Annotated in this window: 25 protein-coding genes and 1 pseudogene; 10 read left to right on the top strand and 16 right to left on the bottom strand. The window is 61.0% G+C overall.

Features of this window, described 5'->3' with window-relative positions:
• Positions 1 to 158 precede the first annotated feature (158 nt).
• Positions 159 to 1,346 (top strand): IS110 family RNA-guided transposase, encoded by a 1,188-nt coding sequence (locus QWE_RS20210; protein WP_083872970.1) that lies wholly within the window; start codon positions 159 to 161, stop codon positions 1,344 to 1,346.
• Positions 1,347 to 1,348: 2 nt separating this feature from the next.
• Here QWE_RS20210 and tnpC read toward each other — a convergent pair.
• The 15 genes and pseudogenes from tnpC to QWE_RS20285 form a co-directional block, all read right to left on the bottom strand.
• Positions 1,349 to 2,713 (bottom strand): annotated as a pseudogene (gene tnpC / locus QWE_RS20215) (IS66 family transposase); the annotation flags it as partial.
• A 69-nt stretch (positions 2,714 to 2,782) separates the two neighbouring features.
• Positions 2,783 to 3,136: an IS66 family insertion sequence element accessory protein TnpB gene (gene tnpB / locus QWE_RS25365; protein ID WP_006728036.1), complete on the bottom strand. Its 354-nt coding sequence runs from the start codon at positions 3,134 to 3,136 to the stop codon at positions 2,783 to 2,785.
• Positions 3,133 to 3,519 (bottom strand): IS66-like element accessory protein TnpA, encoded by a 387-nt coding sequence (gene tnpA / locus QWE_RS25370; RefSeq protein WP_006728037.1) that lies wholly within the window; start codon positions 3,517 to 3,519, stop codon positions 3,133 to 3,135. The genes tnpB and tnpA overlap by 4 nt, the downstream gene beginning before the upstream one ends.
• Before the next feature lie 111 nt (positions 3,520 to 3,630).
• Positions 3,631 to 4,068: a hypothetical protein gene (locus tag QWE_RS20230; RefSeq protein WP_006728038.1), complete on the bottom strand. Its 438-nt coding sequence runs from the start codon at positions 4,066 to 4,068 to the stop codon at positions 3,631 to 3,633.
• Positions 4,069 to 4,077: 9 nt separating this feature from the next.
• Complete coding sequence (locus QWE_RS20235; protein WP_006728039.1) at positions 4,078 to 6,063, bottom strand: conjugal transfer protein TraG; 1,986 nt, start codon at positions 6,061 to 6,063, stop codon at positions 4,078 to 4,080.
• Between the two features lie 23 nt (positions 6,064 to 6,086).
• Complete coding sequence (locus QWE_RS20240; protein WP_006728040.1) at positions 6,087 to 7,826, bottom strand: relaxase/mobilization nuclease domain-containing protein; 1,740 nt, start codon at positions 7,824 to 7,826, stop codon at positions 6,087 to 6,089.
• Between the two features lie 241 nt (positions 7,827 to 8,067).
• Positions 8,068 to 9,033 (bottom strand): lytic transglycosylase domain-containing protein, encoded by a 966-nt coding sequence (locus tag QWE_RS20245; RefSeq protein ID WP_240532592.1) that lies wholly within the window; start codon positions 9,031 to 9,033, stop codon positions 8,068 to 8,070.
• A gap of 47 nt (positions 9,034 to 9,080) precedes the next feature.
• A complete protein-coding gene (locus tag QWE_RS20250) occupies positions 9,081 to 9,407 on the bottom strand; it encodes a DUF736 domain-containing protein (RefSeq protein ID WP_006728042.1) in 327 nt (108 codons plus the stop codon).
• A gap of 32 nt (positions 9,408 to 9,439) precedes the next feature.
• Positions 9,440 to 9,997: a S26 family signal peptidase gene (locus QWE_RS20255; RefSeq protein WP_006728043.1), complete on the bottom strand. Its 558-nt coding sequence runs from the start codon at positions 9,995 to 9,997 to the stop codon at positions 9,440 to 9,442.
• The gene (locus QWE_RS20260) at positions 9,994 to 10,533 is read right to left on the bottom strand and encodes a DUF2840 domain-containing protein (protein WP_040300764.1); all 540 of its coding nucleotides are present in this window, start codon (positions 10,531 to 10,533) and stop codon (positions 9,994 to 9,996) included. Before QWE_RS20260 ends, QWE_RS20255 begins: the two co-directional genes overlap by 4 nt.
• 261 nt (positions 10,534 to 10,794) lie before the next feature.
• Positions 10,795 to 11,670: a replication initiator protein A gene (locus QWE_RS20265; protein WP_006728045.1), complete on the bottom strand. Its 876-nt coding sequence runs from the start codon at positions 11,668 to 11,670 to the stop codon at positions 10,795 to 10,797.
• Between the two features lie 8 nt (positions 11,671 to 11,678).
• Positions 11,679 to 11,951, bottom strand: coding sequence for a helix-turn-helix transcriptional regulator (locus QWE_RS20270; protein ID WP_006728046.1), 273 nt, complete (start codon positions 11,949 to 11,951; stop codon positions 11,679 to 11,681).
• A 134-nt stretch (positions 11,952 to 12,085) separates the two neighbouring features.
• Positions 12,086 to 12,475 (bottom strand): DUF2285 domain-containing protein, encoded by a 390-nt coding sequence (locus tag QWE_RS20275; protein WP_083872971.1) that lies wholly within the window; start codon positions 12,473 to 12,475, stop codon positions 12,086 to 12,088.
• A gap of 235 nt (positions 12,476 to 12,710) precedes the next feature.
• Positions 12,711 to 12,923, bottom strand: coding sequence for a transcriptional regulator domain-containing protein (locus QWE_RS20280; protein ID WP_040300767.1), 213 nt, complete (start codon positions 12,921 to 12,923; stop codon positions 12,711 to 12,713).
• 124 nt (positions 12,924 to 13,047) lie between these two features.
• The gene (locus QWE_RS20285) at positions 13,048 to 13,311 is read right to left on the bottom strand and encodes a helix-turn-helix transcriptional regulator (RefSeq protein WP_338058795.1); all 264 of its coding nucleotides are present in this window, start codon (positions 13,309 to 13,311) and stop codon (positions 13,048 to 13,050) included.
• Positions 13,312 to 13,533: 222 nt separating this feature from the next.
• On the opposite strand from QWE_RS20285, the gene QWE_RS20290 reads away from it, so the two are divergent.
• Positions 13,534 to 13,767 carry a helix-turn-helix domain-containing protein gene (locus QWE_RS20290; protein WP_006728049.1) on the top strand — a complete coding sequence of 78 codons (234 nt, stop codon included), beginning with the start codon at positions 13,534 to 13,536 and terminating at the stop codon, positions 13,765 to 13,767.
• Between the two features lie 77 nt (positions 13,768 to 13,844).
• Here QWE_RS20290 and QWE_RS20295 read toward each other — a convergent pair whose 3' ends face one another.
• The gene (locus QWE_RS20295) at positions 13,845 to 14,048 is read right to left on the bottom strand and encodes a helix-turn-helix domain-containing protein (protein WP_040300782.1); all 204 of its coding nucleotides are present in this window, start codon (positions 14,046 to 14,048) and stop codon (positions 13,845 to 13,847) included.
• Between the two features lie 129 nt (positions 14,049 to 14,177).
• On the opposite strand from QWE_RS20295, the gene QWE_RS20300 reads away from it, so the two are divergent.
• The 8 genes from QWE_RS20300 (at position 14,178) to QWE_RS20335 (ending at position 21,253) form a co-directional block, all read left to right on the top strand.
• Positions 14,178 to 14,975 carry an IclR family transcriptional regulator gene (locus QWE_RS20300; protein WP_006728051.1) on the top strand — a complete coding sequence of 266 codons (798 nt, stop codon included), beginning with the start codon at positions 14,178 to 14,180 and terminating at the stop codon, positions 14,973 to 14,975.
• A complete protein-coding gene (locus QWE_RS20305; RefSeq protein ID WP_006728052.1) occupies positions 14,965 to 16,155 on the top strand; it encodes a M24 family metallopeptidase in 1,191 nt (396 codons plus the stop codon). The genes QWE_RS20300 and QWE_RS20305 overlap by 11 nt, the downstream gene beginning before the upstream one ends.
• 116 nt (positions 16,156 to 16,271) lie before the next feature.
• A complete protein-coding gene (locus tag QWE_RS20310; protein ID WP_006728053.1) occupies positions 16,272 to 17,414 on the top strand; it encodes a threonine synthase in 1,143 nt (380 codons plus the stop codon).
• Positions 17,415 to 17,464: 50 nt separating this feature from the next.
• Complete coding sequence (locus tag QWE_RS20315; RefSeq protein WP_040300784.1) at positions 17,465 to 18,427, top strand: tripartite tricarboxylate transporter substrate binding protein; 963 nt, start codon at positions 17,465 to 17,467, stop codon at positions 18,425 to 18,427.
• The gene (locus QWE_RS20320; RefSeq protein ID WP_006728055.1) at positions 18,424 to 18,849 is read left to right on the top strand and encodes a tripartite tricarboxylate transporter TctB family protein; all 426 of its coding nucleotides are present in this window, start codon (positions 18,424 to 18,426) and stop codon (positions 18,847 to 18,849) included. The genes QWE_RS20315 and QWE_RS20320 overlap by 4 nt, the downstream gene beginning before the upstream one ends.
• Positions 18,849 to 20,348, top strand: coding sequence for a tripartite tricarboxylate transporter permease (locus tag QWE_RS20325; RefSeq protein ID WP_006728056.1), 1,500 nt, complete (start codon positions 18,849 to 18,851; stop codon positions 20,346 to 20,348). Before QWE_RS20320 ends, QWE_RS20325 begins: the two co-directional genes overlap by 1 nt.
• A gap of 207 nt (positions 20,349 to 20,555) precedes the next feature.
• Complete coding sequence (locus QWE_RS20330) at positions 20,556 to 20,795, top strand: type II toxin-antitoxin system Phd/YefM family antitoxin (RefSeq protein ID WP_006728057.1); 240 nt, start codon at positions 20,556 to 20,558, stop codon at positions 20,793 to 20,795.
• Positions 20,796 to 20,797: 2 nt separating this feature from the next.
• The gene (locus QWE_RS20335) at positions 20,798 to 21,253 is read left to right on the top strand and encodes a PIN domain-containing protein (RefSeq protein ID WP_006728058.1); all 456 of its coding nucleotides are present in this window, start codon (positions 20,798 to 20,800) and stop codon (positions 21,251 to 21,253) included.
• Positions 21,254 to 21,425: the final 172 nt, after the last annotated feature.

A 21,425-nucleotide genomic window follows, 5' to 3' on the forward strand; every position in this document is an offset into this window, starting at 1 on the left:
CGGGCAGGCCGAATTGACTTTGAGCTGCGAGCTCGCGTTGTTATCTGGCCGCCCCTGCGACTATCCCGTCTGCGCTGCGAGCGCGTATCCGTAGATGTCGCACAGCCCGCGCACTCCCCCATCAACAACATGGAGGATTTTAAATGCGGTCGATCGGAATGGATGTTCATCGAAGTTTTGCGCAGGTCGCGGTTCTTGACCAGGGCAAGGTCATGGAAGAATTCCGGGTGGAACTGGATTACGACGCTGTGGTGGCCTTTGGGCAGAAGCTTCGAAAAGATGACGAAGTCATACTGGAAGCGACTGGGAACACCTCGGCCATTGTAAGGTTGCTGACGCCGTTCGTGGCCAAGGTCGTTATCGCGAACCCGCTTCAGGTGAAGGCAATCGCCCATGCGCGCGTGAAGACCGACAAAGTCGACGCGAGGATTCTGGCGCAGCTTCATGCCGCCGGCTTTTTGCCAGAGGTCTGGGCTGCGGATGACGATACCCTGAACCTGCGTCGTCTCGTGTCGGAGCGCGCGGCGCTCGTGCGATCAGTGCGACGGGTGAAGAGCCGGGTCCAGGCCGTTCTCCACACCAATCTCGTGCCGAAATACTCGGGACATCTGTTCGGAAAAGGCGGCAGGGACTGGCTCTCGACGGCCCCGTTGCCCAAGGCAGAGCGCGACCTCCTCGCCCGCCATCTCGATGAACTGGACTGGCTGAAGGGCAAGCTTGAAAAGCTGGATGGCGCCATGGCACGAATTGCGCTCGACGACACTCGCACGCGCAAGTTGACGACGATCGCCGGAATAAATTCCGTGGTTGCGACGGCGGTGATAGCCGCCATTGGCGACATCTCCCGGTTCCCGACGCCTGACCGGCTTGCGAGCTACTTCGGCTTGACCCCGAGGGTGCGGCAGTCCGGCGATCGCGGCGCAATCCATGGCCGCATCTCGAAACAGGGAAACGCGATTGCCAGAACGATGCTGATTGAAGCTGCCTGGTCGGCCGCGTCGGTTCCGGGGCCGCTGCGTGCCTTCTTTCTCCGGATCAAGGACCGCAAAGGCCTCAACGTCGCGGCGGTCGCAACAGCGCGCAAGATCGCAAATCTGATCTGGCAGTTGCTGACCAAGGAGGCTCCCTACAGATGGGCTCGGCCCGCCTTTGTTGCCATGAAGATGCGCAAGCTTGAACTGCGTGCCGGCGCTGCCAAAGCACATGGGCCAGCTGGTCCCGCCCGCGATTACTGGATCAAGGAAATCCGCCATCGAGAGATGGAGCTCGTTGCACAGGCGGAGGCAGCCTACGCGGCCATGGTCGAAGCCTGGAGAGATAGGCCACCTAAACCACAAAAGGGCTGAGAAAGGGGCTGTTCAACAACATCCGTGTCGATCTCGATGCGACCGTCGGTCAGAAAGAGCTTCAGACCATCCCAGTATTTGGCAATATAGGCCAATGCCTCGCCGAGCGGCGACTTCGTTGCGACGCGCGCGCGGTGATGGACAAGCCAGGTATCGAAGTCGGCGACGAGAGGCGCTGACCGTTCTAGCCGACCTGCAAGGCGAACCTTAGGATCAAGTCCCCGAAGTTCGGCTTCGATACGATACAGCTCTGCGATCCGCTTCACGCCGTCCTCGGCAATCGGTGCTGAGCCGTTGCGGGTGACCTCCACCAGCTTGCGACGTGCATGGGCCCAACAGTAGGCGAGCCGAATGTCTGGCCCGATACGGTCAGTTGCGATCAGCCTGTTGTATCCGGCATAGCCATCCACCTGCAGAATGCCCGAGAAGCCCTGCAGTATCCGTTCGGCATGAACTCCGCCGCGCCCAGGCGCATAGGTGAAGGCTACACCTGGCGGAGCACCGCCGCCCCATGGGCGATCATCCCGCGCCAGTGCCCAGAAGTATCCGGTCTTGGTTTTACGCGATCCGGGATCGAGAACCGGAGCTCGGGTCTCATCCATGAACAGCTTGGTCGAGCGCTTCAGATCGGCGATCAGTGCATCAAAGACCGGACGCAATTCGAACGCTGCCCGGCCGACCCAGTCGGCAACCGTGGAGCGGTCGAGATCGATGCCCTGGCGGCTCATGATCTGGGCCTGCCGATAGAGCGGAAGATGATCGGCGTACTTGGAGACCAGCACATGGGCGATGGTGGCTTCCGTCGGCAGCCCTGCCTGGACCAGCCGTGCTGGTGCCGGAACTTGAACGACACCGTCGGTGCAGGCGCGGCAAGCATATTTGGGGCGACGGGTGACGATCACGCGGAACTGTGCCGGGACCACGTCCAGTCGTTCGGAGACATCCTCGCCAATGCAATGCAGGCAACCGCCGCAGGCGCAGATCAGGCTTTCCGGCTCGATCACCTCCTCCACTCGGGGGAGATGCTTTGGAAGGGAGCCTCGATTGATCGCGCGCGGCTTGCTGATCCTGTTTCCTGCTGGAGTGTCCGCCTCATCCTCGGCATGGATCGCGGCCATAGCCGTCTCCAGGTCTTCCAGCGCCAGGTCGAATTGGTCAGGATCGGACTTCTCGGATTTGCGTCCGAAGGCTGCCTGCTTGAATGCTGAGACGAGCTTCTCAAGTCGCTCTATCCGCTCGTCTTTACGAGCGATCTGTTCGTCCCTCCGTGCAAGCTGGACGGCTTTGTCCGCCTCGCTTAGTCGCGCCGCGATCAGCATCGCCTTCAGTGCAGCAACATCATCAGGAAGGTTGGCGGCATCAAGCATGGCCGGAAACTACCAAATCCTTAGCCGATTTGCCTTCGGAATCTGGCGTGCTGAGTCATCGTGCCGCAGCTATTCGATGGCTTCTGGCGCTCTCGTCTGGACGGCATGAACCCGCCGCCAATCAAGGCCTGCGAACAGGGCTTCGAACTGGGCGTGGCTGAGTGTCATCAATCCATCCTTGATGCCAGGCCAGGTGAATGTGTGCTCTTCAAGTCTTTTGTAGGCCATGACTATTCCCGAGCCATCCCAGTAGATCAGCTTCAACCGATCCGCCTTGCGCGACCGGAACACGAAGACCGTTCCAGTGAACGGGTCCTTGTGCAGTTCGTTCTTCACCAGCGCCGCCAAGCCGTCATGGCCCTTGCGGAAATCCACGGGCTTGGTTGCCACCATGATCCGCACGCGGTTCGATGGAAAGATCATGTCGCCACCGCCAGGGCCCGCGCGATAGCGGCGATCCGGGCGGCAGACGCTCCTTCCTCAAGGCGGATCATGACGGGACCGAGGACGATCTCAGGGCGACCAACCGCCTTAGGCAACGGTTCTGAAACAGGTGGATCGACGATCACCGCCGCGAACTCCACCGCATCCTCCGGTGCTGGCAGGATCAGTTTGCCCTGACGCGCCATCGTACGCCAGGTGGAAAGGCTGTTGGCTCGCAATCCATAGCGCTGCGCAACTTCATTGACCGTCGTGCCGGGCCTCAAGCTTTCCGAAACGATCTTCGCCTTGATCTCATCAGGCCAATGTCGGTGAGCCTCACGTCCAGGCTTCCTGGTTGTGAGAAACTCAAATGAGGTCTCCATGGAAAAACTCCCGTTCTTCATCCATGGAAAACTCGATCACAGATCATGCCGCGAAGGGCAATGTGGCGGCAGAACACCGGTTACGGCACACAAATCGCTTATGAAATAAGATCAACGGTCGTCGAGGCCGCTTTGTCCAGTGTCCTCGGAAATCTCCTGTCTCAGCCTCGGACCCTTCGCCAGCCTGCGCCCCAATGCGGCAACAAACGCCTCATAGCGCTCGTTCGATTTCGCCCGGGCAGCCTGCGCGGCAGGCTCCGGCAGCGCAGGCGTTGTCGTCAACCAGAAACGTACAAAGACTGCCAGCGTTTCGACGGTAATACCCACGTCGCGTTCCATCCGCGTCATGCGACGGTCCAACTGGTCGAGCCGCTTGGTCGTAGCGGCCTCTTGACGCTCGGCCGCGTCGGGTGACAGGAAAGACGCGATACCTGCTTCGGCGATCAGGGATAGAGATTGATCGCGCCGAGCAGCATAGGCAGCGAGCGCCTTCATGACATCAGGATCAAGATAGACTGAGAGGCGCTGCTTCTTCGGAGCTTTGATCACAATCCTCTCCTAGAGATCAATGCCATCGCCCGGATCGAGCGAGGCCTGACGTGCAACCTGGCGCATGGTCTGGTTCATGCGGCTGAGGCGCGTCGCGTCCTCTTCGACCTCATCGCGAGGATCGATCTCGAACTCGTTCTCGATGAGTTTCCTGCGTTCGACAGTTTTCGTCCGGCTGAGTTCGGGCTGATGTCTGCGTTCGAATTCCGTCGGATCGTCGTCTGTCGGCGGTTCTACCGCAATCGGCGTGTTCACTACCGATGGCTTCGGAAGATCGAGGTTGCTCCAGTCGTCACCCTGTCCGCTTTCGGGCTTGGTCAGCGTCGGCGGTGCCAAGATGCGCTCTTGAAGACGGCGATCCTCATAGTATCGGGCTTTCTTGGCTCGGATCGGCGGAATGCCGGCAACCATGACGATCTCGTCCGAGGGCGGAAGCTGCATGACCTCGCCGGGGGTGAGGAGCTGCCGCGCTGTCTCAGAGCGGGAGACCATCAAATGCCCGAGCCATGGCGAGAGCCGGTGACCGGCATAGTTCTTCATCGCCTTCATCTCGGTGGCGGTGCCCAGCGCATCGGATACCCGCTTGGCGGTGCGCTCGTCATTGGTCGCGAAGCTGACACGGACGTGGCAGTTGTCGAGGATCGAGTTGTTCGGTCCATAAGCCTTCTCGATCTGATTCAGCGACTGTGAAATCAGGAACGCCTTAAGGCCATATCCGGCCATAAAGGCGAGCGCGCTCTCGAAGAAGTCGAGGCGGCCGAGTGCCGGAAATTCGTCCAGCATCAGGAGAAGCCGATGACGGTTTCCCCTCGCCTGCAGATCCTCGGTCAGACGGCGGCCGACCTGATTGAGGATCAGACGGATCAGCGGCTTGGTCCGGTTGATGTCCGACGGCGGCACCACGAGGTAGAGCGTGGTCGGATGTTTTCCGCCGACGATGTCGACGATGCGCCAATCACAGCGGCGTGTGACTTCGGCGACGACGGGATCACGATAGAGCCCGAGAAACGACATAGCCGTCGACAGCACGCCGGATCGTTCGTTGTCGGATTTGTTCAACAGCTCGCGCGCGGCGGACGCGATGACTGGATGTGGCCCGGCCTCACCGAGATGCGCGGTCTTCATCATGGCGGCAAGCGTCGACTCGATGGGCCGCTTCGGATCAGACAGGAAGGCCCCCACCCCAGCGAGTGTCTTGTCAGCCTCGGCATAGAGAACATGAAGGATCGCTCCAACCAGCAGTGCGTGACTGGTCTTTTCCCAGTGATTGCGCTTTTCCAGAGAGCCTTCCGGATCCACGAGAATGTCGGCGATATTCTGGACGTCGCGAACCTCCCATTCCCCTTTGCGGACTTCCAGCAGCGGATTGTAGGCGGCAGACTTCGCGTTGGTCGGATCAAACAGCAAGACTTGGCCATGGCCCGCGCGAAAGCCAGCGGTCAACGTCCAGTTCTCGCCCTTGATGTCGTGGACGATTGCCGAACCCGGCCAGGTCAGCAGCGACGGCACCACCAGGCCGACGCCTTTGCCGGACCGTGTGGGCGCAAAGCACAGCACATGCTCCGGGCCGTCATGACGAAGGTAATCGCGATCGAGCTTACCGAGCACGACGCCGTCCGCGCCCAGCAATCCGGCCGCTTTGATCTCGTCGGGGCCTGCCCAGCGGGCGGAACCGTAGGTTTCCACATTCTTCGCCTCGCGCGCCCGCCAGACCGACATGCCGATCGCCACGGCAACAGCGATGAAGCCCCCGGAGGCGGCAATGAAACCACCTTCGATAAAGATCGGCGGTGCGTAGGCATCGTAGAAATACCACCACCAGAAGAAGGCGGGTGGATAGTAGATCGGCCAACCCGCCAGCTCGAACCATGGGACACCCAGTTGCGGCTGGAATCCCAGCCGCCAGGCCGTCCACTCTGTCGCCGCCCAGGTCGTCATGAGGATGATCAGGCAGACAGTGATGATTTGGCCCCACAGGATCTTGGTCGCCGACATGGCGTGCTCCTTTCTTGATTGGATTACATCCCGAGCCCGCGCTTGCGCCCGAAACTCCAGTCGACGCCGCCATCGCCGCGCGAGACGCCGGAAACATGCTGGCCGATCTGCTTTTCGAGGGATGGTGTCCAGGGCACGAGCTGGAAGCCTAGTCCGTCATCGATCATGGCGAAGCGGCCTGACGCGAGCGCAAAGCGCTGCCGATACGTCCCGGCGACATACTCGCCGGTTCCCCCTTTCGTGAACGGCCTGCCGGTCTCGGCTGCAAGCTGCTGGCCGAGCGCATCCACCTCCCGCTGTCGGAGCGTCTCGATCAGACCGCGGGAAAAGCTGACACCGCGCGGTTGCCGTTCGGCCAGACCCTGACCCACGAGATGTTCTGCGCGCCTGTCCATCGCGTCGCGCACCTCGGCACCGAAGCCGCCCCCGCCAAGCGCCACGGGGTCGCGGGCAATCGCCTGCCGGTCGAGCCAGGTCGCGCCGGATGCACTGATCTGCCGTTCGATGTCGAGATCGGAACGCACCGCGAGTGCGACCCGGCGGCGGCCCTGCGCGTCATCGAACTTGCGCAACTCGACGATCGAGCCCGGCGCGCTGTCGCCGGCGGCATCCAGGTCGGGCAGCTTGATGTGATGGGTGCGCCCGTCGGTGCCATCGACCACGGCAAAGGCCGTGCCCTTCAGCTCATCATCGAGACCACGATCGACCAGCCGCCCAACGACGGACTCGTCGAGACTTTCGCCCGCCAGCACATAACTCGCGGCACCGCGCTCAATGCCGTGATCGGTCAGGCTACGATGGATGCGCTTGATGATGTCGCCGCGTTCTCCCAGCTCGCGCAGAGTCACCTCGGCTTTCTCGGATACGATCCATTGGCCGGGGCCAACCTGCTCGGCGAGGCCGAGCGTCTCCAGCTTTCGCAGCCGGCCGACTTTCATCGTGTGGAATTCGTCGGGCTGGCGGTCCGACTGCGGGGCGAGATCGACGACGCCGGTGCGAAAGCTGTCTCGGGCAAGCTGGCGATCAAGATCGGTCCAGCGCTCCGCCGCGATCTGCCGTTCGAGGTTGCGACGGATTTCGTGATCGGTGCGCGGCCCCAGTTCCTGGGTGACGAGATCCTGTGCGCGGGCGCGCATGCCTTCCTTGATATAGTCGCGGGAGATGACGAGGTCCTGGCCGTCATCGATACGGCCGCGCAGGATGATATGGACGTGCGGATTATCCGTGTTCCAGTGATCGACGCCGACCCAGTCGAGGCGAGTGCCTAAATCCCTCTCCATCTGCCCCATCAGGTCGCGCGCGTAGGTCTTAAGGTCGGACAACTGGACCGCGTCCTCGGGCGAGACGATGAACCGGAAGTGATGCCGGTCGTCATCGCACCTTTCCGCAAAGGCCTTGGGATCGGCGTCCTCGGTCTCCGGCCCGAACAGCCTCGCCTTCTCCCCATCCCGGGTGACGCCCTCACGCCGGAGATAGCTGAGGTGGGCGGTGAGCAGTGTCGCCCGAGTGCTATGACGGACGACGCGCGTCTTGATGACCGTGTTGCGTGATCGGCCGGTGAGCAATCGGTTGGCCTGCACGGTCGCGCGCTGGCCACGCCCGAACCGCGAGCGGTTACCCGAACTGATCTTGCCGGAGCGCGAAACCCTGCCGCCTGCCCGCTCAGCGGCCGCAAGGGCCTGGGCGATGAAGGGCCGGGCAGCTTGAGCGCGGGTCGAGCGCATACGGCCTGGCCGTATGCGAAAATCGTCCTCGCCGCTCATGGCTGAAGCCCCACACATCGCGCAAGCCCACGGAGATCCTTGGAAAATTGGCAAGAGCGCAGGCTGCGCCGATCAGGCGCACCTCGCGCAACTGCACCATAAGCCCCTGAAAAATCACGACCGAACCAAGGCGCACATCGCCTGCTTTTATCTCGCCGTCCTTCGGTCGTGTTTCCCGTTGCCCCTCCCCACCCCGCAAGCGCTACGATCCAGACCGATGCAGCAACAGAGACTACGATCGTCATCGCAATGCCTCCTCTACGACGTTGCGGCGCACGAAGAGGCCATCGGGCAGCGGTGCGAGCGCCGACAAGTCGACGATCGTAGAAGCGCTTGAGGAACGATCGGAGGGGTGCTTGGTGGTCTTGTTATCATCACTCTTCACGGCAAGTGAACGCGCGACGAACAGCGGCGCAATCGACCAGGAAGGGAACGACGGGTGAACGACTGTGCGCTTTGGGGCGGCTTTATCTCCGTCGATCAGCGACATGATTTTCGCAACATAATCGACGGTCTCGGCCGGCAGGGGTTCGTCAGAGACAAGATGCTTTTCATAGCGACCGGGGCCGGCATTGTAGGCCGCGAGGAAACCCGGCGAGCCGTAGAGATCATGCAGCTCTGCCAGATAGGCAGAGCCCGCGAGAATGTTGTCACGCGGCTGATAGGGATCGCTGCCAAGGGCATAGCGGGTGCGCAGTTCCTCCCATGTGGCGGGCATAATCTGCATCAGTCCAATCGCGCCTTTCGGCGAGACGGCAAGCGGATCAAGGTTGCTTTCGGCCTGCATCACGGCGCGTATCCACCGATCGGAAATGGCGAAGCGTTTTGCAGCATCCGTGATGTGCTTTGCCCATGGATCGGACGGCAGCGCGACCGCGACGGCGTGATCGCGCAAAGCATCGGGTTTCAGAGGATCAGCTGACGCAACGCATGGCTGTGTGACGATCATGGTCACCGCGACGAACATCGCGGTGATCGTTAGGACAACAGCGCGTGCATTGCCGTCCCGGACCACCATCAGGCTGCCATCGTGCTCGCTGCGGTCAAGGGCAAGGCTTCGCCGCCGACCAGTATTTTCCGGACGGGCGACGCCAGATGACGTGCCCATTTCCCGGAAAACAGGCCGCCGCCCCTGACCTTCGTTGCGCGCAACGGCTTGGCTGCAGGCGATCGGGTCGAGGGGATTGATCGCAGCTCGATCGGTCAAGCGGATTACACTTGTTGATGCGCGGTACGGATAGCAGCGCATGATGGTCACCCCTGTTCGTCGCGCCGCGTCTTGCGCGTCCAGTGGAGGGCCCATTCATCCTTGTTCGTGTCGGACACAAACATCCGGGCACGGATCGGCTCGACGAAGGACGGATCGTCGATGGTGACGGACAGATACGCCCCTGCCCTCTCTCCGGTGCGGTCCCATGCCGCGCCAACTTCCAGGCCGTCGGCGAAGATCCGGTGATCAGGCGCATTTTCTGCGTCGGCCTCATCGGCTGGCAGGATGGTCACTTCGGCATCGAGAGTGAGCGTGCGGATACGGCCGAAAAAGCCGTCACTGTTGCGGGTGAAGGTACCAATTTGGGTCATGGGACATCCTTTCGTTGGTGGAGGGCGAACCATCACGGCTCGGCGGATACCGGCTTGCGAAAACTGTCTGTGGCCGGATGAGGAACGTCGGCCGTCCAGAGCGGGATCGCCCGTCCGACAACAGTTGTGAGGGGAAGCGGCCCAAAATAACGGCTGTCGAAACTGTCGGGTGCATCCCAGTTCATGAAGAAGGCTTCGCCCTCGTCGACATGCCGACATCCCTGCCAGACGGGAAGCGGTCGACCCTGGGTGTCGCGTTCAAGGGCCTGTCCGTAGCGCATTCCGTAGGCGATGATGTCAGGGCCGGAACGGCAAACTTCGGTGCCACCGAGCGCCAGCACGCGTTTGAGAAGCGGCAAGTCCATCGGCAGATAGCGTCGCTCATCCAGAAACCTTGCCAGTTCGTCAGGCAGCATGACCACAGCCAGATCTGTGACCTCGATGCGATCCACCGGAACGACCCGATAAAGACCGATCGGCGCGCTGGCGCTAACATTCCACATCAACTTCTTCGGCATTTCGATAAATGCCGAAGCGACAGTGGAGAGTGCGGAAAAACATGTCACCACGACCCAGGCGAAACGCGTCATGGCGTGCCTCCATTGCGGTCGTTGCCCATCGTCTTGTCTGCGATTGGGAGAATGCTCCGCCGCTTGAGCCAGGCACGATGCTGCTCGCTGGTGTAGGTCCGAAACGGCTCGTTGACGCTGAGGCGGTTGTGGACATGTCGCCAGTGATCTGGCGCGACCTCGGCCGGATCGATGCCAAGTGCTTCGATCGCGTCGATGGTGTTCAGGACCGTTTCAACCTTCGGCCAACCGTAGATGCGCAACAGGATATCGCCGCCGGGACGCACGAAGGGCAGCGTCTGGAACGCCTCACCTACCGCCACCGCGCGCAGGATATCGATACGGGAAACGACCGTACCGTAATCGTTCGCCGCCCAGCGGACGAAGGCAAAGATGCTACCGGGAGAAAAGCCTATGATGCGGCGGTGACGATCGATGCGCTGTTCTTCAGCGATCCGGCCAAAGCGGATCCAGTGTTCGATCCGCTTTTCGCGCCATGTCAATTCGACCAGGGTGTGGTCAGACGAAATGCTGTCAACGTGCATACCCGTTTTCATTGTCCCGCTCCCGAGGAGAAAGACGAGAGGGGTGCAGTGAGGTCGCAGACGCATGGTGCGGCCGGTGATCCAACGGCGGGCGATGCAGGGCGGTCCGTTAGAAAGATTCCGAAGGAATCTGGGTTAGGAACGTTAGGGGAGCGAATAACCGAAGGAATACCGAGGTTTAAGCCCGATTTCGGTCCCGGATAGCACGGGAATCCGGTCCCCGATAGCACGGGCTTGGCGGTCCTCGATAGCACGGGTCTGTCCACAGCTTGCTCACAGTCTGATCGACCGGCGGCGCGACGCTCGGAACGTAGCGATGCCAGACGGATCGGTTGAGGTTGGTTGGAAGGTCAGGCGGACGCGACTGTCCGGATCTGTGACAAGTGCCAGGCGATACCCAGGCAGCGGTTGACGCTGGACGATGCCGCGCAGGTCATAGACAAAGTGCTTGAGGGGCGAGAGGCTGCCGGACTTGAGGTGCAGGTGCTTGAGATCGAAACTCCAGCCCCCTGTCTGGCGCCCACCGTGCTTGCGTACGAGCCGGTAAAGCCAGCGCTCAAAGCCTCCTCTCAGGTCGAAATAGTCTCGGTCGATTGTCAGGATAAGTGAATCGTCGATGACCCCGGCATAGAACCAGTCCGGCAGGATGAGCTCGATGCCGAGCGGGCGCCCTTCTGCGTCGAGCCGCTCCTTCCATTCGGCGATCCAAGAGAAGCGATGCCTGCGCCGTTCGGACGGCTGGCGGATCGTGGTGGCGATCGTGGTGGATTGCAGACGGTCGAGCGCTGCCTTCAGCCTTTCATAGCTGCGGGCGGAATCGTCCCGGCGGATGAAGGTGAGGATTTCATAAGGGGTGGCCGACATCAGGCGTGATGTCCGCAGGCCGTTGTCGCGCGCTTCGACGATCTGCGATGCAGCCCAGATCAGGATGTCCGCGTCCCAGATCGTCGCCATGCCGTGTTCGGCGGTCGCCTCCACCCGGATCGCGACATCGCCCATGCGAAAGTCGATCGGCGCCACGCGGCGGGATTTGGCCAGTGAGAAGAACGGCCAGGACATGAGATCCTGTGCATCGCGGGCGGCAATATTGCCGCCGCTTGGTTGAAACAGCTCGAGCTGCTGCCCCTGATATGTCCTGTGCCCGGTCATCGCGGCGATCAGCGCGTCATGCCAAGGGCGCTAGCGGCCGTCGACACCTGCGGCATGCGGGCGCTCGAAGCGGCTTGCGACGTGGACCGGCGTGCAGATGCGTCAATCCAGGCGTGAAGGTCGGTGACGGCATAGACAACGCGGCCGCCAAGCTTGTGATAAACCGGCCCGGTTCCGTCGCAGCGATGCTTTTCCAGCGTGCGGGGCGAAAGATCGAGAAGGCGGGCGGCTTCGGCGGTGCGCACGAAGCGCGGCCAGGTGCTGTCGGTTTTTTCCTGCATCGTCTGCCTCCATCGCGGCCACCGTCAAAGCGGCGGGTCGGCTGCAACAATGGCGAAAGAAATGCGGTCCGGCGGAGTGACAGAATTCGCCATCAAGCAACCTGTCCCCGCCGACCGAATGCCGGCCTAACCACTCAGGCGGAACTGGAGCGCCCAAGAGCGGCGTGGTGGAAAAGCTGTCCCTTGGTTGGGCCACCCCGCAAGATGCGACGGTAGCCACCGCTGACATAGGCCCTGCCTTCAGCGATCAGACGAGCAAGGTGCCGACGCGCAGAGGTATTTTGCCAGTCGACCGCGGAGATGGAGCGCACGTCCCGACCAAATATCACACTGGCGATCTCGCGCCTCGATGCACCGTCACGAAGCCCGTCCAGAATCCTCAGCATCAGAATGAAGCGATGGCGATGAAACGCTGAAATCTGTTGCTGGCGCATGACCGGCCCCGCTTCCTTGCCCGCCAGCCATCCGTGCATTCGTCGCAGGCTGTGCAGCCGCACCTCGAGGTCCGTGTCCAAGGGCAGCATGACCGCTAGTCTGGAAGGCGGCTTGTGTCCGGAAAACCAGATCCGCAAACTCCCGCTCGTCTCGGAGCCTGGAATGTAGACGGCACTGTCGCGGTCCACCCCCCTGACCAGGGACGGTAGGCCTCTCCGGGAAAATTCGAGGCATCCTGAAAGTCCGGCTGGAGCGTCAGTGACGACGACGGCCTCCGGGTCCAGATCTGGGCGCCAAAGAGGGTGCGCCAACCATGCGGGGACATCAGGATCCAGCGCGAAAGGCAATCCCCCAACGGGACGTCAGACCTTGTAGGGCGTCGCGTTTCGCCACAGTGTCGCCCTGACTGGCAATGGCTGCAAAGTCAGATCGATACTCATTGTTTCGTCTGAGAAATTCGAAGGCAAAGCCGCTGCGATCAAGGGGCGGAAATTGAATGGCGAACTGCGGCGACGACCAAACCATTTCAGAAACCATGGGGGTACTCCTACGCGATACAACAGGAGGCACAGGGCCGCTGACGACACGGCCAGCAGCGGATCGGGACAAAACGGAGCGATGGACAGAGGAACTGGATGGGAAGGTTAACTATGGCGGGACGTCAGATCTTGATCTGATTCAGCCTCACTGCTTCAACAATCGTATGAACGACATTCGACGTGTCGAGCTTGTCTTTCGAATTTCGAAGATGGGTGTGCACCGTGTTTTTCGAAATGCTCAGGATGACGGACACTTCCCAGGCTGTCTTGCCCTGCGACGTCCAGGTGAGCACTTCAACTTCCCGGGGCGTCAGTTTTCTGAACTGTGAAATTGATAGACCAATCATTCTTCGTCTCACGAGCAAAAGGCATGAAAAGCCAATCATGAGCCTCGCCTGACTGACGCGGCCCCTGTTGGATCTGCTTTCATGACCGCAACATCTGCGGAAATCTGCGGAATATGTCGGCAAGGATCATCGGAAAAGTTCTAAAGAACAACGATCCTGATGTGATTATCATCATCAAAAAGCGCCGATACAAGACCGGCAACGTGCGAATGATGACTATAGTATGTGGTCCTCAAAGCTGCAGTTTGATTATTTTTCCCCATGAAACTGACGGCGATTTTTGCCAGAAATCTTCGGCTTTGCCGACAGCAGCGCGGGCTCTCGCAAGAACGCCTTGCCCTGTTCGCTGGGCTTGATCGAAGCTACATTGGCAAGCTGGAGCGGGAGCTGAGTTCTCCGACGCTCGACGCTGTCGAGGCCCTGTCATCTGCGATGCAGATTGATTTCGAGCTTCTGATCAGGCGACAGCCGCCAGACGCCCCAAAAAGGAACTGAGATCTGAAGTGCGCTCCCAATCGATCTCATAACCCTATGATATGCATAGCGTAAATCTAGGATCCGATCAGCGTCATTTAAGACACCAGGTCCTTCACCTCGACGCCCAAGGCCTCCGCCAGGCGGCTGAGAGACACAATCGTCGGATTGCGCCTACCCGCTTCGAGACCGCTCAGATAGGCCCGAGTGAGCCGGGAGAGATGCGACAACTCTTCCTGTGAAAGAGCCCGCTCACGCCGGATGCGCAGAACATTGAGACCGACAATCGCCCGTATATCCATCGGCTGATTGTTCGGTTCGCGCACACTCTATGACGACACACTATAGTGAACATTCGTCTTGACAGGACACGGTGTGGGTGCATTTAATGTGCATTATATGGAACACTGTTTCGATAATAGGAACACTTGATGTCTAACAGCCTTTCCCTGGAAAAGGGCCTTCATATCCTCGGCCTCCTGAAAACTTCGAACGAGCCGCTCGGCGTCAGAGAAGTCGCGCGTCGGCTGGATCTAAGCCCGGCCGTCGCTCAGCGGATGCTCAACACCCTGGCCTCGCAGGGCTATGTCGAGCAGGACGTAGATACTCGCCGCTATCAGATTGGTTACGCGGTCCTCGGATTGGCGCAGCATGTGTTTCAGCGCGGGCGACTGCTGTCGCTCACAGAGGCTGAGCTGCAGGCCATGGCATCGGAGAATGGCTTCAACGGATTTCTGGGCGTACGGCGGGGCGCCACTGGCGTTTATGTGCTTGGCGTACAGTCCGACAGTCCGGTGGTCATCCGCGCCCAGCCGGGGGAAGTGATGCCGCTGCATTCGACGGCGCTGGGAAAGGCGCTGTTGTTCAACCTGTCGGATGAGGCAGTCGCCAACCTCCTCGGGGAAGGTCCTTTCGAGTCCCGCACGTCAAGGACCCTGACGAATCTGCAAAGCCTGCTTGAACAGCTGCATCTCGCCCATTCGCTCGGCTATGCCACCGCGATCTCGGAAAACATCGAGGGTGTGATCTCAGTTGGGGCCCCGATCTACGATGCCTCCGGCGGCACCATCGCCGCGATGAGCGTCGCCTTCCCCCGCGCGCTGCAACCGAAGACCAAGATCACCGACATTGCGCAGAAAGTGTTGGGCGCCGCAGCCCGCATTTCGAAAGCCATGGGCTTCGACAACACCACTTCGAGCAAAGGGAGGCCAGAAACCGATGTTGCTTAATCACGAGCGGCTGCGGTCTGCGATGTCCGCGCATCAACTCGACGCTATTGTCGCCACTGCACCTGAGAACGTCCTCTACACCAGCGGGTTCTGGTCGCTGCCACAATGGATACGGCGCGGCCCCCAGGCTTTCGTCGTCTGGACTTCAGGTGAAGCCGATGGCCAGCCGGTCGTCATCGCCGGCACATCGACGCTGGACCTGGTGGCCGATCAACATGTGGCAGCGAGAATACGCCGATATGGCGCCTTCCCCATCGATCACGCGCCGTCTGTTGAGCTCGACCCGGTCAGCGCCCGTCAGGCGGTGCTTCATGCGCTTGCCGATGATGGTGACGCGATCAAGGCCCTTGTCCTGGAAATCCGGCAGGCCGGACTTGAGAAAGGCCGGATCGGCATTGACGAAATGGGGCTTCTCCCCGGCGACACCGAACGACTGCGGAGCGACCTGCCCGGTGTGACATGGGTCATGGCGGCATCGGTCCTTCGCAACATCCGTGCCGTCAAGACGCCACTGGAGATCGACCGGCTCAGAACGGTCGCGGCCATTACCGAAAGGTCGGTCGCGGCGGCACTCGCCATCGCCACCGAGGGCGTGACCGAAATCGAGCTCTCCCGTGCATTTCACGGCCAAACGGTTCGCGAAGATGCTGTCCCCGTTCTCGGTTGTATCGGTTTTGGCGAACGCAGCGCCCTTATGAACGTCCAGCCTTCCGAGCGACGGCTGCGCCAGGGCGACATCATCCGCTTCGACGTGGGCGGTCACTATTGCAATTACCGTGCCGATATTGCCCGGATCGCCAGCCTGGGTTCCCCCTCCAGGGAGATCCAAGCGAAATATGATGCCCTGAACAGGGGCGTTCAACGCGGCATCGAACTGATCCGGCCGGGCATTGCTGCTCGCGATGTCTTCCAGGCTGTTGTCGAGACTGTCCGGCGCGAAGGGATCGCTCAGTATCAGCGAAGCCATGTCGGACACGGCATCGGCCTTGACGGCTACGACGCACCGCTGCTTTCGGCAACAAGCACAGACGTGCTCGAAGAAGGCATGATTGTCTGCATCGAGACGCCCTATTACGAGCTCGGTCGGGTCGGCCTGCAGGTCGAGGACATGCTCGTCGTCCGGGCCGACGGCGCAGAGATGCTGTCGAACAACGGCACCAGCATGACGGTGCTGGGCTGATGGCTCGCGCTGCGGCATATGCTTGCTACCGATGTGGGCAGGAGTTCCCTCTCGATCTTGCGATCGAGTCCAAGGGATGCCCAACCTGCTTTTCTGAGGCGCCATCGAATTTCCATATGGTCTATCGACGCGCTGTTGGCCGGCCGCCGGTCGGCTCGGACAGGTCCCTGCCCTCGCTATGGCGCTATGCGGACAGTCTGCCCTTCGACCGGCAGGATGCAATCTCGCTTGGCGAAGGCCTCACGCCGCTGCTGCCGGCGCCAAAGCTCGGCGCGGCCATCGGCGTCCCCGGTCTTCTCGTGAAGAACGAGGGTAACAACCCGACCTGGTCGCACAAGGATCGCTTTTCGACCGTCGCGATCACAGCAGCCGTGCAATCGGGCGCAAAACTGGTGGCAACAAGCTCGACTGGCAATGCGGGGGCATCCCTTGCTGCCTATGCCGCGCGGGCCGGACTTCCCTGTGTCGTCGCAACGCTTGCCGGATCGGCCGGCCCGATGCTGACGCAGATCCGGAAATACGGAGCCGAGGTCGTGCCCTTCGAGAACAAGTCAGACCGCTGGACTTTTCTGGCGGAAGGCGTGGCAAAGTTCGGATGGTTTGCGACCTCACCCTATCGCCACCCCGTCGTCGGCAGCCATCCGATCGGCATCGAGGGTTACAAGACGATTGCGTTCGAGATCGTCGAACAGATGGGCGGCAAAGCTCCTGACTGGTGTGCCTTGCCGGTGTGTTACGGCGACGCTTTGGCCGGCGTCTGGCTCGGCTTTCGCGAGATGCTTCAGCGAGGCGCGATCGACAGGATGCCGAAACTGCTGGCAGCCGAGGTGCACGGGTCGCTGGAACAGGCCATCGCGCAGCAGACGGATCGTATCCCGGATATGCCTGCAGCCTTTGACGCACTGGCCGTGTCGATCGGCGCGACCCGCAGCACCTTCCAGGCGCTGAAGGCACTGCGCGAAACGAAAGGCGCAGCCTTGGCGATCTCCAATGCGGGGCTGGTGTCCCTGCAGGAGAAAGTCGCCGCCACCGAAGGCCTGTTTCTCGAACTGTCCTCGACGATCCCGATTGCGGCAATCCGAGAGGCCAGACAGCGAGGCATCATCGACTGCGATGAAACGGTCGTGGCGGTAGTGACGGCATCCGGCCTGAAGGACACTGACCGATCCGCCTCGCCGGACACGGCATCGCCCTTTGGCGATGTCGAGAGCGCCCTTTCGGTCTTCGCAAACGGAGGACTGCACCGGCATCGGCCCTGACGGGCCGGCCGCGCGCACGCATTTTAAGAAGAAGGGGAATGTTCATGCCTATGGAAAGACGAAAATTTATAGCAGCGACCGCATTTTTGACGACGATCGCACCGCGCATGTCGTGGTCGCAAAAAAGCGCCTATCCAGCGGAGAATCCAACTCTGATTGTCGGCTTTGCTGCCGGAGGTGCCGGCGATATCGCCACCCGCGTTGTTGCCAATTATGTCAAAGAGGCACGCGGTGTCGTGGCCACGCCAGATTTTCGTCCTGGGGCTGGCGGCACGATCGCGACGGATCAGGTGCGCCGCGCGCCTGCTGATGGATCGGTCCTGTCACTCTATTCGGTCAGCCCCCTGCTTGTTGCTCCGCATCTTCAGAAAGTCCCTTACGATTCCACCCGCGATTTCACCTATATCGCAAGTTATGCCGGGATCTCGGTGCCCTGCTTCGTGCGCAGCGACAGCCCTTTCCAAACCTGGGACGCGCTTCTCGACTATGCCCGCAAGGAACCGTCAAAGCTGCGGTGGGCAACCGCTGCACCCCGGGGCCTCGCCCATATCGCAACCGATGCGGCATTCCGTACGGAGAATGCGGAGGCGACCTTTGTGCCGTTCCGCGGTGGTGCCGATGCGGTGACGGCCCTGTTGGGCGGCCATATCGACATGGTCGTGTCCTCGGACTTCGGCCCGCATCTGGCCGCCGGCTCCGTACGCCTGCTCGCCGAAACCAGCCCAAATCCGAATGCGGGACATGCTGGGATAGTCAGTTTTGCTGAGCGGGGTTATCCGATTGCCATTCCGGCATCCTATGGCCTGTTTGGACCAGCCGGTTTGCCGCAGGAGATCATTGCCTGGTGGGAAGATGCGATCGGAGAGATGATCGCCAGTCCGATGTATGCCGACTTCATCCGGGTCATCAACGGCTATCCGCTGTTCCAGAAGAGCGATGAATTTACGCAAATGGCCGGGCAGGCCTTTACGCGGATCGGACAGCAGATCGATGAGATGGGGATCCGTCTATGAACATTACCCGCCTTGTCCCTTACACCCTGATGGTCCTTGGCCTTGGCGCGGCGGTGAACGCCGCCAGTCTCCAGCTTTGGGCCTATGGAGAACCCGGTTCAGGCCTGTTCCCCTTTCTGGCCGCACTTCTCCTGGTTTGCACAAGCCTCGGATGCAGCCTGGAAAAGACGGCAGCAACCGAACCCGTCGAGCTTCCCCGTCTCTTGACCTATTGCGCCGCGCTTGGGCTTTTCTGCCTGATGCTGCAATTGATCGGATTTGCGCTCTCGGCATTCCTCTTTCTTGTTGCCGTCTTCAGGTTCATCGAACGGATGGACTGGACCTGGTCACTGCTTCTGGCCTTCGCCTTTGCCTTTTCGACCTGGGGCTTGTTCGAAGGGCTTCTGTCTGTGCCGCTTCCGCGCGGCGAATGGAGGCTGTGATGCTCGATTCCTTTTCTCAACTGGTCATGGGTCTCGGCATAGCGCTCGAACCCACCCACCTCGCCATTGCGCTCCTCGGCGCAATCCTGGGAACAGCCGTCGGCGTTCTTCCAGGTCTTGGGCCGTCTGCGACAGTCAGCCTCCTGCTCCCGGTCACGATGATGCTCGACCAGACCGGCGCGATCATCCTGCTCGCCGGCATCTATTACGGCTCGCTCTATGGCGGGTCTATCACCTCTGTCCTGATGCGCGTGCCGGGCGAAGCTGCCAGCCTTGTGAGTTGCTTCGACGGTTATCCGATGGCGCAACAGGGCCGCGCGGGCGCTGCCCTTGGCATCAGCGCCTTTGGCAGTTTCATTGCCGGCATCAGTGCGACCCTTGCCATCACGATCGTCGGTCCGGCCTTCACCTCGGTTGCTCTCGCCTTCGGCCCCATCGAAAAGACATCAATCGTGGCGCTCGGCTTAGTGCTGGCCGCCAGCATCGGCGAAGGGTCGCGCATCAGAGCCTGGACGATGGTCTCGCTCGGCCTTCTGCTGTCGACGGTCGGCGTCGACCTGATATCCGGCGAGGAGCGCTTCGCCTTCGGGGTCAGCTATCTGCGCGACGGATTCAATATCGCCGTCCTTGCCATGGGCCTGTTCGGCGTCAGCGAAATGCTGATGCTGATAGAGCGGAAAGCATCGCCAAACACCGCTCCGATGCCGTCCTACCGTTTAAGGGACCTGCTTCCAACGGCGACCGACTGGAAGGTTTCGACCGGCCCCATCGCACGCGGGACAGTGCTCGGTTTTTTTCTCGGGCTGATGCCCGGCGGCGGCGCACTCGTTGCCGGCTTCGCCAGCTACATGCTGGAGAAAAAGATCTCACCGTCGCCCGAACGTTTCGGCAAGGGCGCGATCGAGGGTGTCGCTGGACCGGAAAGCGCCAACAACGCCGCCGCCCAGGCAAGCTTCATTCCCATGCTTTGCCTTGGCATTCCGGCCAATGCTGTCATCGGCATCATCATGGGCGCGCTGCTGATGCAGAATGTCGTGCCGGGTCCGCAGATCCTGACCGAACATCCCGACCTTTTCTGGGGCATCGTCGCCAGCATGCTGGTCGGCAACGCCATGCTGATCATTCTCAACGTACCCCTGATCCGGGTGTTCGTGCTGCTTTTGAGGATTCCGCAGTCCATGATGGCGCCGCTCATCGTGCTCTTCTGCGTCGTTGGCGCATTCAGCATGAACAACAGTCTGTTCGATGTCGGCGTGGTGATCGGATGCGGCGTCATCGCCTATGGGCTGCGCAAGGCCGGCTTCGATCTGGCTCCGCTGCTGCTCGCCTTCCTGCTGGGATCGCTGTTCGAGGAAAACCTTCGGCAGGGACTGATCCTTAGCCTCGGCAATCCGCTGGTCTTCCTCGACAGTCCGATCAGCCTGACGGTGATCCTCTTCACGATCGCCGTCTTGATGGCCCCGCTGGCAAAGGCACTGAAAACCCGGATGGCACGTTAGCCCTGCTAAAAGCTGAATGGCGCGATGTCAGCTCATCGCGCTATTGTCAGAGACACAGGGTTCATTCGCGGCCCAGCGACCCGAAATACTGCGTCAAAGGCGAAGTCCAGAACGCACCATCCCGCGCTGCTGCGGCCCCCAGGACATCTTGCCAAACTAAGCCTTGGATTCTATTGTAGGTTATATCACTACTTTCTGAGGTTCGTCATGGAAGAAGCCGTTTCCGCCGCAGATGCGAATCGTCGTTTCTCCGTCCTTCTGCGGGGTGTGCGGGAGGGCAACAGCTATGTGGTCACCAGCCACGGCAAGCCTGTCGCCCGTATCCTGCCGGCGGACGCACAGGAGGAAACGACATCCGGCGCGCGCTCCGCCCTGCTGTCGCGCCTTGCCAAACAGCCGGTTGTCGACGCGGGCCGCTGGTCGCGCGATGAGCTTTACGAGGACTGAACGTGAAGGTCGCTTTCGACACCAATGTTCTCGCCTATGCGGAGGGCGTGAACAACAGCGAGAAGCGGGATATCGCGCTTGATCTGCTGCAACGGATTTCCCAGACATCGGTCGTGATCCCGGTTCAGGCCCTCGGTGAACTCTTCCACGTCCTGGTGCGCAAGGCGGGCAAAAGCCGCGGCGATGCGCGTGATGCGGTCCTTGGCTGGCGCGATACGTTTCCGGTTGCGGCTACCACCGCCGAGACGATGGTCACGGCCATGGATCTCGTCAGCGATCACCAGTTCAGCATCTGGGATGCCGTCATCCTCACGGTCGCCTCGCAGGCTGGTTGCCGTATCCTGTTGTCGGAAGACATGCATGAGGGCTTTACATGGGGCGGCGTGACGGTCGTCAATCCCTTCGCCGACGCGCGGCATGAACTGCTCACCATCCTCCTGGGCGAAGGATCTGGATAGAGCAGTTCGGACACGAATGGATATGCTCCATATCGATGCCCTGCAGATGGCCGCCTTACAGAAGAAAATGAAGAGTATCGGAGCTTTCAGCATAGCGACGGCCCTGCCTGAAGGGCCGTGAAAGCGGGAATTCTCGACACGCTTTTGACGGAGACAGGGACGCCGCAGGAGG

It is taken from the genome of Agrobacterium albertimagni AOL15, assembly GCF_000300855.1.
In the GTDB taxonomy this organism is placed as follows: Bacteria; Pseudomonadota; Alphaproteobacteria; order Rhizobiales; family Rhizobiaceae; genus Allorhizobium; species Allorhizobium albertimagni.